This is a genomic window from Herbaspirillum rhizosphaerae (genome assembly GCF_046025915.1).
Taxonomy (GTDB): Bacteria; Pseudomonadota; Gammaproteobacteria; order Burkholderiales; family Burkholderiaceae_D; genus Herbaspirillum; species Herbaspirillum rhizosphaerae_A.
On the sequence record NZ_JAQQFR010000012.1, the window covers coordinates 76972 to 90200 of the forward strand.

General features: G+C 57.4%; 15 protein-coding genes. 4 read left to right on the forward strand and 11 right to left on the reverse strand.

Features of this window, described 5'->3' with window-relative positions:
* Nucleotides 1-51: 51 nt before the first annotated feature.
* From PQR63_RS18190 to PQR63_RS18210, 5 genes are all read right to left on the reverse strand, one after another.
* The gene (locus PQR63_RS18190; RefSeq protein WP_408169378.1) at nt 52-891 is read right to left on the reverse strand and encodes an alpha/beta hydrolase; all 840 of its coding nucleotides are present in this window, start codon (nt 889-891) and stop codon (nt 52-54) included.
* The gene (locus PQR63_RS18195; RefSeq protein WP_408169379.1) at nt 888-2201 is read right to left on the reverse strand and encodes an MASE1 domain-containing protein; all 1314 of its coding nucleotides are present in this window, start codon (nt 2199-2201) and stop codon (nt 888-890) included. Before PQR63_RS18195 ends, PQR63_RS18190 begins: the two co-directional genes overlap by 4 nt.
* 215 nt (nt 2202-2416) lie before the next feature.
* Nucleotides 2417-3304 (reverse strand): carboxylating nicotinate-nucleotide diphosphorylase, encoded by an 888-nt coding sequence (gene nadC / locus PQR63_RS18200; RefSeq protein WP_408169380.1) that lies wholly within the window; start codon nt 3302-3304, stop codon nt 2417-2419.
* Nucleotides 3301-4440: a quinolinate synthase NadA gene (nadA, locus tag PQR63_RS18205; RefSeq protein ID WP_408169381.1), complete on the reverse strand. Its 1140-nt coding sequence runs from the start codon at nt 4438-4440 to the stop codon at nt 3301-3303. The genes nadC and nadA overlap by 4 nt, the downstream gene beginning before the upstream one ends.
* A 34-nt stretch (nt 4441-4474) precedes the next feature.
* Nucleotides 4475-6073 carry an ABC-F family ATPase gene (locus PQR63_RS18210; RefSeq protein WP_408169382.1) on the reverse strand — a complete coding sequence of 533 codons (1599 nt, stop codon included), beginning with the start codon at nt 6071-6073 and terminating at the stop codon, nt 4475-4477.
* A gap of 185 nt (nt 6074-6258) precedes the next feature.
* On the opposite strand from PQR63_RS18210, the gene PQR63_RS18215 reads away from it, so the two are divergent.
* A complete protein-coding gene (locus PQR63_RS18215) occupies nt 6259-6855 on the forward strand; it encodes a DUF1439 domain-containing protein (RefSeq protein ID WP_408169383.1) in 597 nt (198 codons plus the stop codon).
* Nucleotides 6856-6899: 44 nt separating this feature from the next.
* Here PQR63_RS18215 and ldcA read toward each other — a convergent pair whose 3' ends face one another.
* From ldcA to queE, 4 genes are all read right to left on the reverse strand, one after another.
* Complete coding sequence (gene ldcA, locus PQR63_RS18220; RefSeq protein ID WP_408169461.1) at nt 6900-7835, reverse strand: muramoyltetrapeptide carboxypeptidase; 936 nt, start codon at nt 7833-7835, stop codon at nt 6900-6902.
* A 52-nt stretch (nt 7836-7887) separates the two neighbouring features.
* Nucleotides 7888-8418, reverse strand: a complete 531-nt coding sequence (tadA, locus tag PQR63_RS18225) for a tRNA adenosine(34) deaminase TadA (RefSeq protein WP_198361817.1) — start codon at nt 8416-8418, stop codon at nt 7888-7890.
* A 19-nt stretch (nt 8419-8437) separates the two neighbouring features.
* Complete coding sequence (gene queD / locus PQR63_RS18230) at nt 8438-8884, reverse strand: 6-carboxytetrahydropterin synthase QueD (protein WP_408169384.1); 447 nt, start codon at nt 8882-8884, stop codon at nt 8438-8440.
* Nucleotides 8885-9019: 135 nt separating this feature from the next.
* Nucleotides 9020-9655 carry a 7-carboxy-7-deazaguanine synthase gene (queE, locus tag PQR63_RS18235; protein WP_408169385.1) on the reverse strand — a complete coding sequence of 212 codons (636 nt, stop codon included), beginning with the start codon at nt 9653-9655 and terminating at the stop codon, nt 9020-9022.
* Nucleotides 9656-10071: 416 nt separating this feature from the next.
* Between queE and PQR63_RS18240 the strand changes: the two genes are divergently transcribed.
* Together PQR63_RS18240 and PQR63_RS18245 are read left to right on the forward strand one after the other, a co-directional pair.
* Nucleotides 10072-10227 (forward strand): hypothetical protein, encoded by a 156-nt coding sequence (locus tag PQR63_RS18240; RefSeq protein WP_408169386.1) that lies wholly within the window; start codon nt 10072-10074, stop codon nt 10225-10227.
* A 30-nt stretch (nt 10228-10257) separates the two neighbouring features.
* Nucleotides 10258-10536: a helix-turn-helix domain-containing protein gene (locus PQR63_RS18245; protein WP_408169387.1), complete on the forward strand. Its 279-nt coding sequence runs from the start codon at nt 10258-10260 to the stop codon at nt 10534-10536.
* Between the two features lie 33 nt (nt 10537-10569).
* On the opposite strand, the gene PQR63_RS18250 is transcribed toward PQR63_RS18245, so the two are convergent.
* The gene (locus PQR63_RS18250) at nt 10570-11157 is read right to left on the reverse strand and encodes a TetR/AcrR family transcriptional regulator (RefSeq protein WP_408169388.1); all 588 of its coding nucleotides are present in this window, start codon (nt 11155-11157) and stop codon (nt 10570-10572) included.
* Nucleotides 11158-11297: 140 nt separating this feature from the next.
* On the opposite strand from PQR63_RS18250, the gene PQR63_RS18255 reads away from it, so the two are divergent.
* Nucleotides 11298-12521, forward strand: coding sequence for a YbfB/YjiJ family MFS transporter (locus PQR63_RS18255; RefSeq protein ID WP_408169389.1), 1224 nt, complete (start codon nt 11298-11300; stop codon nt 12519-12521).
* An 84-nt stretch (nt 12522-12605) separates the two neighbouring features.
* Here PQR63_RS18255 and PQR63_RS18260 read toward each other — a convergent pair whose 3' ends face one another.
* Nucleotides 12606-13220 carry a 2'-5' RNA ligase family protein gene (locus tag PQR63_RS18260; RefSeq protein WP_408169390.1) on the reverse strand — a complete coding sequence of 205 codons (615 nt, stop codon included), beginning with the start codon at nt 13218-13220 and terminating at the stop codon, nt 12606-12608.
* Nucleotides 13221-13229 lie beyond the last annotated feature (9 nt).

A 13229-nucleotide genomic window follows, 5' to 3' on the forward strand; every position in this document is an offset into this window, starting at 1 on the left:
CGAACCTGAGGCACGACAAGGCAAGACAAGGCAAGACAAGACGATGGGCCTTTAGCTTTGCGCGTTGTCGTTCTTTTCTTCCGCAACTGCGCCGCGCATGCGCTTGCGCGCACGTTCCGGCATAGGCGGAAAACCGAAGAATTCCAGCACGCTGTTGGCAACCTGATCACGATCATTGTCGACGCAAATCATGTGATAGCTGTTCTCCAGCACAACGGTGCGCGCATCCGGGATGCTTGCCTGCAGATATTCTGCCGACCGCAAGCTGGTCAGTTCGTCTTCGCGCGCATGCACGATCAGCGTCGGTGCTTTGATGTTCTTTGCCCCCGCACTGGCCCAACTGCGCAGACGATCGACCTGGCGAATGCAAGCCATCGGCACCCAGCGATAATGGAAATTGTCGCCACGCTCGAACTTGGCTTTCACCACAGCACGCACCAGCGTGTTCTTGATGCCGAATGGTTCGCCCTCCTCCACCTTCATACGCGACGCAACACCTGGGATCAGATAGAACAGCGACCGCAAGCCGGCATACCAGGGCGTTGACCAGCCGTCGATGTAAATCGGCGGCGCCAGCGTGACCAGCTTGCCCTGCTGTGCGGTGTGACCGACGCGCTCGCACACGGCGAGCGCGAGCAAAGCGCCCATGCACATGCCCATGACATGCAATTGCTCATATTGCGGCTGCAATTCTCGATACTGCGCCACGACCAGATCTATCCATTGTTCAGCACGAATCGGGATGAGATCCTCCGGCCTTGTACCGTGTCCGGGCAAGGTAACGGCATGGGTATCGGCGCCGGCTTTTTGCAGGATCTTGTGCATGGATCCCAGATCGTATTGTGTGCCGCCAAGCCCGTGAATCAGTATGACCCCAACCTTGGCGGTCATTTTTCGCTCCGGCCTTGCGTGAGATCAGCGGCATCGAAATGCCAGGTACCCGCGACCATGACGAGACTGCCATCCGGGTCGTGCAGACTGCGGCTCATGTCCGTTGCGCCGATAACACGGCCATTGCCCAGCAAGAGACGAAACGGCAGGTCTTCGCGCACATCATCGCCCTCATTGCCCTCATCGCCTTCACTACGATTGTCTTCCGACCAGCGCTGACGCATGCGGTGCTGATCCAGAGGATGCACCAGCTTGAGCGCATCATCCAATGTTGTGAACTTGTCCGGCGACAGACCCAACAGGCTTTGCACATCGCCGCTCCAGGCAATGGTTTTCTTTTCAGGATTGATGCTGTACACCAGTTGGCGACTTACTGTCAGCGCCAGCTCGACTTCGCTCTTCCAACGCGCTACATCCTCATGCAGTTGTTCGCGCGTCGTCTTCAAGGCGCTGATCAGCAACGACAGCAACGAGGCCACTGCCAGATAGACCTGTAATTCGAGCAAGGCATTGCTCGAATTCAGCTGAACCAGTTCGACGAAAGGTCCGCGCCCGAGCGAGTTGTAGACAAACGCCATCAGCGACAGCACCGCCACCGACAAGGCGCCGCCGCGACCACCCCACAGCAGCGCAACCAGTGCGATGAAGAACAACGGCAGATAGGTCGATGAAAAATCGATATCGAAAATGATCCGATCAAGATTGCTGTCGAAGGCAATGTAGCCAGTCGCAATCACGGCAATGAACGCTGCCAGACCCAGCAAAAATTCAGTACGTGCAATCCCGCCCGAACGCGTCGCACGGAACTGCGACCAACTCGCCAGCACCGGCGTCATGATCAGGATGCCGACCAGATCAGACAGCGCCCATACGCGCAAGGTCGGCCAGAATGGTGTGTCTTGCGTCATCACGAACCAGGCTGCGCCAAAAATCCCGCTGACGACGCTGGCGCCGACCCCGACCATCAGCAAACCACGCACAAAATACAGCCCTTCCATCGGAAAGGGCGCACGCCGCACCAGCCATACCGCTATCGCGGCAACACCGATCTCATCGAGGCAAAACAAGGCCATGCGCCAGAGTTCGCGATGTTCCAGCCAGCCCAGCAGTATCTGCGCGGCAAACAGCAGCACCAGCAACGGAAACCAGCGCGCCGTCGGCGTCAGCAACAAGGCGCTGACGGTGATCCCTGCCGGCAGCCAGATATACCCCGTCGCCACGAAGGAGCCGTTCAATGCATGCGACACATAACCGAACACAAAGTACAGTGCGGCCCACAGAAGAGGTGCGACAAGATTGTTTGATTTCACGATGAATTCCCTGAGGATTGCCTGCTTGTTCTTGCACGCCCCGACCACGCAAATAACATGATGCGACTTGCTTGCCGGGAACGACTGGATGGCGCATTTTAGCAGGCTCGCTGATACCAGCCGCCAATGTAAAACAACCCGCATCTTCCGAAGAAAATGCGGGTTGCTTCAAGAACCGAACCTCAACATCTGAACCGGCTTTTCAGCCGATGAGATCAATCGATAATGCGCAAGGAGTAATCGATCGCCTGAATATCCTTGGTGAGACTGCCCACCGAAATGCGATCCACACCCGTCTCGGCGATGGCGCGCACGGTTTCCATGTTGATGCCGCCCGAGGCTTCCAGCACGGCGCGGCGTGCCGTGATCATGACGGCTTCACGCATCATGTCCAGCGAGAAGTTGTCGAGCAGGATGGACGTTGCGCCCGCTGCCAGTGCTTCGCCCAGTTCATCGATGCTTTCGACTTCCACCTGGATGGTGACGCCGGCATTGAGCTTGATGGCGGCAGTCACCGCCGCCGTGATGCCACCGGCTGCAGCGATATGATTTTCCTTGATGAGGATGCCATCGTAGAGCGCCAGACGCTGATTCATGCCGCCGCCGACGCGCACCGCGTACTTCTGCGCCAGGCGCAAACCCGGCAAGGTCTTGCGGGTATCGAGAATGCGCGCACGTGTGTCGCGAATCAGGTCGACGTAGCGGCGCGTCGCCGTCGACACGCCGGACAACAGTTGCAGGAAATTCAAAGCACCTCGTTCTGCCGTCAGCAAGGCGCGCGCGGGACCTTCGATACGACAGACTTCGTCGTTGGCTTGCATGAGATCGCCTTCACCGAATTTCCACTCAACGCGCAAGCGCGGATCGAGACGCGCCATGACAGCTTCGAACCAGGGCGCACCGCATAACACGGCTTGTTCACGCACGATGACACGCGCCTTGACGTGTTCGTTTTCCGGCACCAGCTTGCCGGTATGGTCACCGTTGCCGACGTCTTCGGCGATGGCCAGATTGACGTTGGCGTCGAATGCCGCCGACAAGGCAGGATCGAAAGGCGCAAACGGATTGCGCAGATTGCTGGTGCTGCTGACGGTGAGACTCATGCTGGGCCGATTCCTGCAAACAGTTTTTGTTCGTTTTCCAATGCGCCGGTCGCGCGCACATTGGCTTTCTTCTGCGCCGCGAAATCCAGCATGCGGTCAATACACACCACGGCCTTCTTGCCGATAGCAGGATCGATGTGGATTTCGTTGCTGCCGGTTTCCAGTACCTGCAGCAGGTTCTGCAAACCGTTCATGGCCATCCATGGGCAATGCGCACAGCTCTTGCAGGTGGCGCTGTTGCCGGCGGTCGGCGCATCGATGAAGATCTTGCCCGGTGCAGCCATGCGCATCTTGTGCAGAATGCCGTTGTCGGTGGCGACGATGAATTCCTTCGCATCCGACGACTGCACGGCAGCAATCAGTTGCGAGGTTGAACCGATGACGTCAGCCTGTGCAACAACGGCTTCAGGAGATTCCGGATGAACCAAAATGAGCGCCTTGGGATATTCCTTGCGCAGCAGCTCCAGCTCGACGCCCTTGAACTCGTCATGCACCAGGCAGGAACCCTGCCACAGCAGCATGTCGGCGCCAGTTTGCTTTTGGATATAGCCACCCAGATGCTTGTCGGGGGCCCAGAGAATTTTCTTGCCCTGCTCATGCAGGTGCTTGACGATATCGAGACCGATTGACGATGTCACCATCCAGTCGGCACGCGCTTTGACGGCGGCGCTGGTGTTGGCATAGACCACCACCGTACGATCGGGATGCGCATCGCAGAAGGCGGTGAACTCGTCGGTCGAACAACCCAGATCGAGGGAGCATGTCGCATCGAGATCGGGCATGAGGATGCGTTTTTCAGGACTCAGGATCTTGGCGGTTTCACCCATGAAGCGCACGCCGGCAACCACCAGCGTCTGCGCCTCGTGACTGCGTCCGAAGCGCGCCATTTCCAGCGAATCGGAGACGCAGCCGCCGGTTTCTTCGGCGAGGTCTTGCAGGTCTCCGTCCACGTAGTAATGGGCGACCAGCACCGCGTTCTTTTCCTTCAGCAATTGCCTGATGCGCGCCTTCAATGCCTGGCGTTCATCTGCCGTCGGCGTGGCCGGAACCTTGGCCCACGCGTTGGCGGTACAGCTGCTGCCTGTCTCCATCTGCGGCCGTTCAAATTCGACGACCTTCATTGCTGTTGCTTGCATGGCTTTTGTGTGACGCCGAAGCGCCTGAAAAGATTTACTGAATGCCCTGGCTGGCCAGATAGTCTTCGTAGCTGCCGCGGAAGTCGACGATCTCGTTTTCTTTCACTTCCAGAACACGCGTCGCCAGCGACGAAACGAATTCACGGTCGTGCGACACAAAGATCAATGTGCCGGCGTATTTTTCAAGTGCGATATTGAGCGATTCGATCGACTCCATATCCATGTGGTTGGTCGGTTCATCCATCAGCAGGACGTTGTGACGACCCAGCATCAGCTTGCCGTACATCATGCGGCCCTTTTCACCACCGGACAGCACGTTGACGGATTTCTTGACGTCGTCGCCGGAGAACAGCAAACGACCGAGGATCGAACGCACAGCCTGATCGTCGTCGCCTTCCTGCGTCCATTGGCCCATCCAGTCGGTCAGGGTCTCACCCCTGGCGAATTCTTCGGTCGGATCCTGCGGCATGTAACCGGCATTGGCGTTCTCGGCCCACTTCACCAGACCGCTATCCGGCTGCAGGCCGGCGATGTCGCCGCCAATGCTGCGCAACAGCGTGGTCTTACCGACACCGTTGGCGCCGATGATGGCGATGCGCTCACCGGCTTCAACCATGATGCTGAAGTTCTTGAAAATCGGACGGTCGTAGGTCTTGCTGATGCTTTGTGTTTCCACTGCCAGACGATGCAGTTTCTTCTCGCCGTCGAAACGGACGAAAGGATTGGCGCGGCTCGATGGCTTGATGTCTTCGACCTTGATCTTGTCGATCTGCTTGGCGCGCGATGTCGCCTGGCGCGCCTTGGATTTGTTGGCCGAGAAGCGGCGCACAAAGTCTTGCAGTTCAGCGACTTTTTCCTTCGCCTTGGCATTGACCGACAGTTGCTGCGCACGTGCTTGCGAGGATGCCAGCATGTATTCGTCGTAGTTGCCCGGATACACCTTCAGCGTGCCGTAGTCCATGTCGGCCATGTGCGTACAGACCTGGTTCAGGAAGTGACGATCATGGGAAATGATGATCATGGTGGAGTTACGCTCGTTGAGCATGTCTTCCAGCCAGCGAATCGTGTTGATGTCGAGGTTATTGGTCGGTTCGTCGAGCAGCAGTATGTCCGGATTCGAGAACAAAGCCTGCGCCAGCAAAACGCGTAGCTTCCAGCCCGGCGCGACGTTGCTCATCGGGCCTTGATGCTGTTCGATCGCGACGCCCACGCCCAGCAGCAGTTCACCAGCACGTGCTTCCGCGGTGTAGCCGTCGTATTCGGCAAACTTGGCTTCCAGATCGGCAGCCTTCATGTAGTCGTCGTCGGTGGCCTCAGGATTGGCGTAAATCGCATCGCGCTCGGCCATCGCGGCCCACATCTCGGTGTGGCCCATCATCACGACATCCAGCACGCGCATTTCTTCGTAGGCAAACTGATCCTGGCGCAGCTTACCCAGACGTTCGTTGGTATCCAGGCTGACATTGCCTGCCGATGGTTCGAGATCGCCGCCGAGGATTTTCATGAACGTCGATTTGCCGCAACCATTGGCGCCGATCAGGCCATAGCGGTTGCCGTCGCCGAACTTGACGGAAATGTTTTCAAACAGCGGCTTCGGGCCGAACTGCATCGTGATGTTTGCTGTGGATAACACTGAAAAAAGCCTTTACGTATGAAAATTGCCTGAAGCCAGGTGTAAACGCGTGATTTTACCATTGTGAGCCAAGTCCCGCGTGACTCTGCCTCACCTACGCGCCTCGATGAAATGGTTTTTGAATTATTTGCGCACAACGCGGCTCTAAGAGTTTCGGTAACAAATGAACAACAAACGGACAATCTATGAACATGAAGACAACACACACGCCGGCAAAACGCTTGCGTCATGCTCTTGCCGCAGCTCTGCTCGCCTGCGGCACACTGGCGGCAACCGGTGCCAGCTGGGCTGCCTACAACATCTGGACCAACGAATACACCTTCGCGCGCGCCGATCTGCAAAACGCCATTGCCACCCAGTTTCCGCGCAAGCTGCGCTATATGGAAATGTTCGACGTCAATCTGACCAATCCGCGCCTGAGTCTGAATGAAAAGACCAATCGGCTGATTACCACCGTCGATGCGGAGATCGACAACAAACTGCTGATGAACAAACCCGTCACCGGCACACTGTCGATGAGCAGCGCGCTCAAGTACGACCCGGCAGCGCGCGCCGTCAAACTGGATGCGCCCGCAGTAGAGAAAGTCGATATCGCCGGCGTCCCGGCGCAATACGCGCCGCAATTGAACGCCATCGGCAATGCCGCTGCGGAACAGGTATTAAAGGATTATCCGGTCTATACCTTCAAGCCGGAACAGCTGGAAATGAACGGCAAACGCTTCGAGCCCGGAACCATTACGGTCCTGAGCGACGGCGTGAAGGTAGAAATCAAACCCCAGTAAGCTCGGCAAGTTGAACAAGCTTGGGCTGACGCCAATCCAAATGACTACGCAGCCGGCAAGGTCGGATAACCGCTCAGCGTCAGCGTAAAGCCGCCCTCATCCGCCTGCAGCTCGGCATGACCGCCCACCGGCAGCGTCACGCGATCAGGGATATGCCCGAACGGCAGACCGGTCACAAGCGGCGCCGACAGGTGCTGGCGCGCGTAGGCCAGCATCTGTTCGAAGTTGTAGCCGTTGTCGTAGTCCGACAAGCGGTAATTGGAAAAATCGCCCAGCAACACCGCCTTCTGACGCGCCAACACGCCTGCATGCTCCAATTGCAGCAGCATGCGCTCAACGCGGTAAGGATGTTCGTTGACGTCTTCGATAAACAGGATGCCGCCGTCGACCTGCGGGAAATATGGCGTCCCCAGCAAGTGCACAATCATCGCCAGATTGCCGCCCCACAGCATGCCTGAGGCCTTGAGCGTTGGGTTGCCGGCAGATACAGTCTTGATGGTTTGGGTCGGCTGCGTCATGGTGCGCCAAAAACTGTTCATCGTCATCGCACTCGGCGTCTCGGTGCCGAAATCGCTGCACAGCATTGGGCCGGCAAATCCAGGAGCGCCCGTCTGGGCCAGCAAGGCCAGATGCAAGGCAGTGATATCGCTGTAGCCGATAAAAAATTTGCCGCTGGCAGCCAGTGCACGATAGTTCAGTGCAGGCAGGATGCGCGACACGCCATAGGCGCCACGCAAGGCCATGACGATCTGCACTTCTGGATCCGCAGCCGCTTGCTGAATATGTGCAGCACGTCCGATATCGGTGGCGCCGAAACGCTGATGCCGCGCCGAATGATCGTAATAACTTTTGACTTTGCATCCCTGCGCTTCCAGCAAGGCGATGCCACGCTCGACTGCAGCTTCATCAGGCGCGTAACCGCCCGGTGCGACGATGGCGACACAGGTGCCTGGCGGGATGCGGATATCGGAAGGAAGCATGGGTTCAGTCACGGTCTCAGTCACGGTCTCAGTTACAGCGTCAGTCACTAATTCAGTCATTGAGTTCTTCATCGGTTAACTGCGCATGGGCGATTGCCTGGCGCTGCAATCTTTCCTGCTTCAGGCGCTCGCGCCGTTCAGCAAAAAAAGCCTTGAGCAACTGGCCGCACGCATCAGCCATGACGCCACCGACCAGCTCGGTGTGATGATTCAGCTGTTCCTGTTCGAACAGATTGACCACCGAACCGCCGGCGCCGGTCTTGGGATCGGCTGCGCCGTACACGACGCGCGCCAGCCGCGCATGCATCATTGCCCCGGCACACATGATGCACGGCTCCAGCGTGACGTACAACTCGCAACCGGGCAACCGGTAGTTGCCGAGCTTCTCTGCTGCCGCGCGCAAGGCCATGATCTCGGCATGCGCGGTCGGATCATGCTTGCCGATCGGCTGATTGAAGCCGGTCGCAATGACTTCGCCATCCTTGACCACGACCGCACCTACCGGCACCTCGCCCAGATCCCAGGCGTTTTGCGCCTGCGACAAAGCCAGGCGCATGTGCTGTAGCTCAATGGCGTCGCTCATGATCTGGGTCGCTATCCGGTCAGTCTGCCGTCACTTCTGCCCAACAATTGGGCGTCTCGTGCAGCACCAGCTTTTGCAGATGCAGGCCCGTACCATAAGCGTCTTTATAGGCTGCATTGAGGATGTCAAATGCGGTACGCGCCAGGTTCTCCACGGTAGGAATGCGATCGATCACAACGGTTTTGTGATCCGGCAAACTTGCCAGGAAGTCACGTACGGGCATGTCCTTTTCATACACCAGAAAAGCGTGGTCCCAGACATCAACCAGATGCTGTTTCGCCAGCGTCTTGATGTCGGAGAAATCCATGATCATGCCGTTGTCGGAACTACCCTCGACTTCGATGACCTTACCGACCAGCGTGATTTCCAGCGTATAGCGATGGCCGTGCAGGTTGCGGCACTGGCTTTTGTGGTCGGGGATGCGATGGCCGGCATCAAATTCGAGTTTACGGGTAATGGTCAGCATGAATGCTCGGTAATGTTGAAAACGGGGTCAGATTGTAAACAAACGCATAACGCGGCGGTGTCGCCGTCGGCTATAGCGGGTATTCGTTTGCAGTGTAAGCCAAAGCGCTATGACAAATTGCGCAATATGGCTCGCTCAGGGAATCTGCAGCAGCTTGTGCGTCTGGATACTCAACTTCCACTTGGGGTTATTTTTCACCAGTTCGATCGCCAGCTTGGTGTTGCGTGCGGCGTCGGGGCCATCCATCGGCTGCAGCAGGAAATGCTCGAAGTCCAGCTTTTCATAGTCGGACAACACCTGCGCCTGCTGCGGAATTACCACTTTGAGTTCGCTACCCTTGAACACCTTCAACTCGGAACCCATCTTTGGGCTTACGCAGATCCAGTCGACGCCTTCTGGAACCGGGATCGTGCCGTTGGTTTCAATCGCGATCTCAAAGCCGACCGCGTGCATGCTGGCAATCAGCGCTTCGTCCAGCTGCAGCAAAGGCTCGCCACCGGTGAACACCACATACTTGCTGGCGGCATAAGTCTCCGGCCAGAGATTATTGATGGTCTCTGCCAGCGAATCGCTGGTCTTGAACTTGCCGCCACCCTCGCCGTCGATCCCGACAAAGTCGGTATCGCAGAACTGGCAGATCGCCTTGCTGCGGTCTTCCTCGCGGCCGGTCCACAGATTGCAGCCGCTGAAACGGCAAAACACCGCCGGGCGACCGGCGTGCGTACCCTCGCCTTGCAAGGTATAGAAAATTTCTTTGATGCTGTAAGTCACAATGATAGGAAGCGCTGGCGGCGTGGGTGCCGCGGGTTTCGGAGTTTGCCTGAGCGGCAGTCACGGAGCGTGTTGCTCCGGTTTTCCGTAAAGCGGCATTATAGCCTGTCCGGCGCGCAAGCCGCTCGGAAAGGCGCATAGCGTTGCCGCGAGCCATCTCTGCGCCAAACAGCAACACTTCATGACAACATTCTCTATAGCGGCAGAAAAATATCACTATCATCAGTAAAAACTTACTTACTAATACAGTTTTTCTGCCGTTATGCAAAACTTCTGCACCATAGAACTGTTCAGCGACAATCAATGGACTGATGCCGCCACCATCAGCCTGACGGGCGATACCTCGCTTGGCACGCTCGCACCTACCTCCAGCGGATATGGCCTGGAATATGCTGTGACCTGGTCAAACCGGCGCGATGCGCGTGCCTCTGCTGGAGACCTTGCACGCCATGGCCACACCGCTGCTGGAGGTCGCCGATCATGGTGAAGATTTCGGCCTGGAAGCCGATGTGCTGAGCTATCTCCAGCAGCATTTACGCACGCACGCAAAACGCCTGAAGGCATTGCACTAAACGATTGCACGGAATCGCTGAGACAACATCATGGATAAACGTTTTAATCCCATCCCGATACAAGAACAGGTACACCTGCGCAAACAGGCCGTAGAAGAAGTGCTCGCCCATCCTGAATGGAACCTGGGCGAAGCGACACGTCACTTGCGCACGACCATGCGCCTCACCATCAAGGAAATGGCTAAAGTAACCGGTCTGTCCGAACGTACGCTGCGCGACATCGAAAGTGGCCGTTCCAGCGGCACCATTGCCACGGCAGAAAAACTACTGGGACTGGTCGGCCTGCGTCTATCGATCAGCCGGAAATAGAAACAGGAAACAGACCGGAAGGTGCGGCAATCATCATTTCGCAGCCACGCCAAGCAACAGCTTGACCAGCATGCCTGCCGTATCAATCAAACGCTCCCTGCTCTGATACACCCGCTCCATCACGACCAGCCCGCGCGTGAACGTCGTGATCAGACGCGCAGCTTCTGCCGGCGAAGTCATCAACTGCGCTGTATCTTCCGGGCGGGACAGACGGTCCAGCAGAGCCTGCTCCAGCCTGTCGATCAGCTTTTGCAACACCTGGCGTATCGGCTCTTCGATCACTTCGCCGCTTAATGCAGTCTTGCTGGTCAGACAGCCTCTGGTCGGCTCTCCCGCCGTCATCGAATCGATGACGAATTCAAAAAAGCCCGTCAATGCCGTCGATATAGGCTGCTGGTCCAGTATCTGGACGACACCTTCCATGAAACGATCCATGTACAGGTCGAATACTTTCAGGAACAGAGCATCCTTGCCTTGATAGGCGTTATATAGCGACCCTCGCTGCACGCCGGTGACTGCCGCCAGTTCCTGCATGGTGGTTTCGGCATAGCCTTTCTTCCAGAACAGGCCCATGGCTTTGTCCAGGACTGCTTCTTCATCAAATTGTCGAACGCCGGCCATGCCTTGCTCCGCTGTGTTGTTTCCGTAGAGCGATGACTGTAGATCATCATTGACACACATGTCAATGATGATTAGGATTGCTGATTATTGACATTAATGTCAAACATAAACTACGCATATTTGCCCCAAAGGAATTATCCATGTCTGCCGACACGACACTTTCGCAACTCCCTGCCTCAGATCGCAATGCCGTCTGGCGACATATCCTTGCCGGGCTGTGCGCCAGTCTGGTCAGCATCGGTCTGGCGCGTTTTTCTTATACGCCGCTGATTCCCCCGCTGATTCAAGCGCACTGGTTTTCTGCGGCGGACATCGTCTATCTGGGCGCGGCAAATCTGGCGGGGTATTTGCTCGGAGCACTGTTAGGTCGGCCGATTGCGCGCCGACTGTCCAACGTGACCACGTTGCGGCTGATGATGGTGCTGGTGACACTTGCCTTCCTGGCGTGCGCCATGCCGCTGTCGGTGAGCTGGTTCTTCGGCTGGCGGCTAGTGTCAGGCATTGCCGGCGGTGCGATCATGGTGCTGGTGGCGGCGACGATCTTGCCGCACGTCCCGGCTGAGCGCAGAGGATCAGCCAGCGGTGCAATTTTCCTTGGACTGGGCTTGGGCATTGCCGGTTCAGGCACGCTGGTTCCACTGCTGTTGAATCTCGGACTGTGGCAGACCTGGTTCGGCCTTGGCGTTGTGTCGGCACTGCTGACAGCCGTCAGTTGGTTCTGGTGGCCATCGTCTGCGCCGGCGCCAACGGCGCATGTCGCGCATGCATCCGCCACAGGCGACAAAGCAGCTTCCGGTACCGGCCTGCTCTATCTCCAATACGCCTTGATGGCGGTCGGCCTGGTACCTGCGATGGTGTTCTTCGTGGATTTCATCGCACGCGGTCTGGGTGCCGGTGCGCATCTGGGTTCGCTGTTCTGGATTTTGTATGGCGTCGGCGCGATCTTCGGACCGCCGGTCTACGGTTTTCTCGCCGATCGCATCGGTGCGCGTCCGACAATGCGCTATGTACTGTTGACGCAACTGCTGGCCGTCGTGGGCATCTGCGTGACGGATAATCATTGGTACATTGCTGCACTGACCCTGCTGATCGGTGCCTTCCCTCCCGGCGTGGTACCGCTAATGCTGGCGCGTGTACGCGAAACAGTCATTGGGCATGCAGAACAACAAAATGCGACTTGGGGCCGCGCCACCACGGTATTCGCAGCATTCCAGGCAATTGCTGGCTATAGCTATTCGGCGATATTCAATGCGACGGGTGGCAATCATCGCTTGCTCTTTCTCATTGGCGCTGCGGCGATCGCCATTGCCTTGATGGCAGATTTCGGCTCGCAGCTACTCACCCGGCAACAGAAATCAGCCTGACCACAGATTCGCACCTGCCATCAGTTCCCTAGTCGCAGCAGGTGGGAATAATTCACTCCCAGATCATCCAACTATCGTCAGCGATCAGACACTCAGTGTCCAAGTACGCATGACTTCATGACGAGACAGTCCGATATGGCTTTTGACGAGCGCGAATTCGGCAATCTGAAAACCGATGGGATCAATGGCAATACGCTCCACACGGTGACGCGGATCGTAGCCGAGAGTCATGTGTGGTTCATAGGAGCGCTGCGGCGTAAAACCATGCTCGGCCATCGCACAACCAAGCGCGGTGCGCAGCTCACGTACGCCATTGAGTCCATCGCCTCCAAGCAGCACGAACGGCCCGCTGGGTGCAGAGAATGTCATCGCGGCATCGAAACGTGCATCGATTGCCGAAAAGCGAACCGCATCGGCTGCACGGCATGCCGCCTCCACCACACGATCATCGCTGTCGTGTCCGACCAGTTCCAGAGTGATGTGGAGCCGTTCCGGCCCGACACGCTTGCCGGTGACGCCATGCAACGCCAGGAGCTTTTCGGCATAGGCGTCCAGATGCGCCGCATCAGCGACCGCAGGACGCAACGCGAAGAACCAGCTGTGCTGCGGTGGAGCGACTGACGGCCGCGTGCGAGGCTGACGCTGGCGCGTTGCAGCTACAGGTGGGGGCACCTCTCCAAACAGATCCAATTCAGCCATGATTCACGA

Bases quoted from the DNA above. Each gene is read 5' to 3' on its own strand.
- PQR63_RS18190 (WP_408169378.1), bottom strand. From the start codon at position 891: ATGACCGCCAAGGTTGGGGTCATACTGATTCACGGGCTTGGCGGCACA.
- nadC (WP_408169380.1), bottom strand. From the start codon at position 3,304: ATGAGTCTCACCGTCAGCAGCACCAGCAATCTGCGCAATCCGTTTGCG.
- nadA (WP_408169381.1), bottom strand. From the start codon at position 4,440: ATGCAAGCAACAGCAATGAAGGTCGTCGAATTTGAACGGCCGCAGATG.
- PQR63_RS18215 (WP_408169383.1), top strand. From the start codon at position 6,259: ATGAACATGAAGACAACACACACGCCGGCAAAACGCTTGCGTCATGCT.
- ldcA (WP_408169461.1), bottom strand. From the start codon at position 7,835: ATGCTTCCTTCCGATATCCGCATCCCGCCAGGCACCTGTGTCGCCATC.
- tadA (WP_198361817.1), bottom strand. From the start codon at position 8,418: ATGAGCGACGCCATTGAGCTACAGCACATGCGCCTGGCTTTGTCGCAG.
- queD (WP_408169384.1), bottom strand. From the start codon at position 8,884: ATGCTGACCATTACCCGTAAACTCGAATTTGATGCCGGCCATCGCATC.
- PQR63_RS18240 (WP_408169386.1), top strand. From the start codon at position 10,072: ATGCGCGTGCCTCTGCTGGAGACCTTGCACGCCATGGCCACACCGCTG.
- PQR63_RS18245 (WP_408169387.1), top strand. From the start codon at position 10,258: ATGGATAAACGTTTTAATCCCATCCCGATACAAGAACAGGTACACCTG.
- PQR63_RS18250 (WP_408169388.1), bottom strand. From the start codon at position 11,157: ATGGCCGGCGTTCGACAATTTGATGAAGAAGCAGTCCTGGACAAAGCC.
- PQR63_RS18255 (WP_408169389.1), top strand. From the start codon at position 11,298: ATGTCTGCCGACACGACACTTTCGCAACTCCCTGCCTCAGATCGCAAT.
- PQR63_RS18260 (WP_408169390.1), bottom strand. From the start codon at position 13,220: ATGGCTGAATTGGATCTGTTTGGAGAGGTGCCCCCACCTGTAGCTGCA.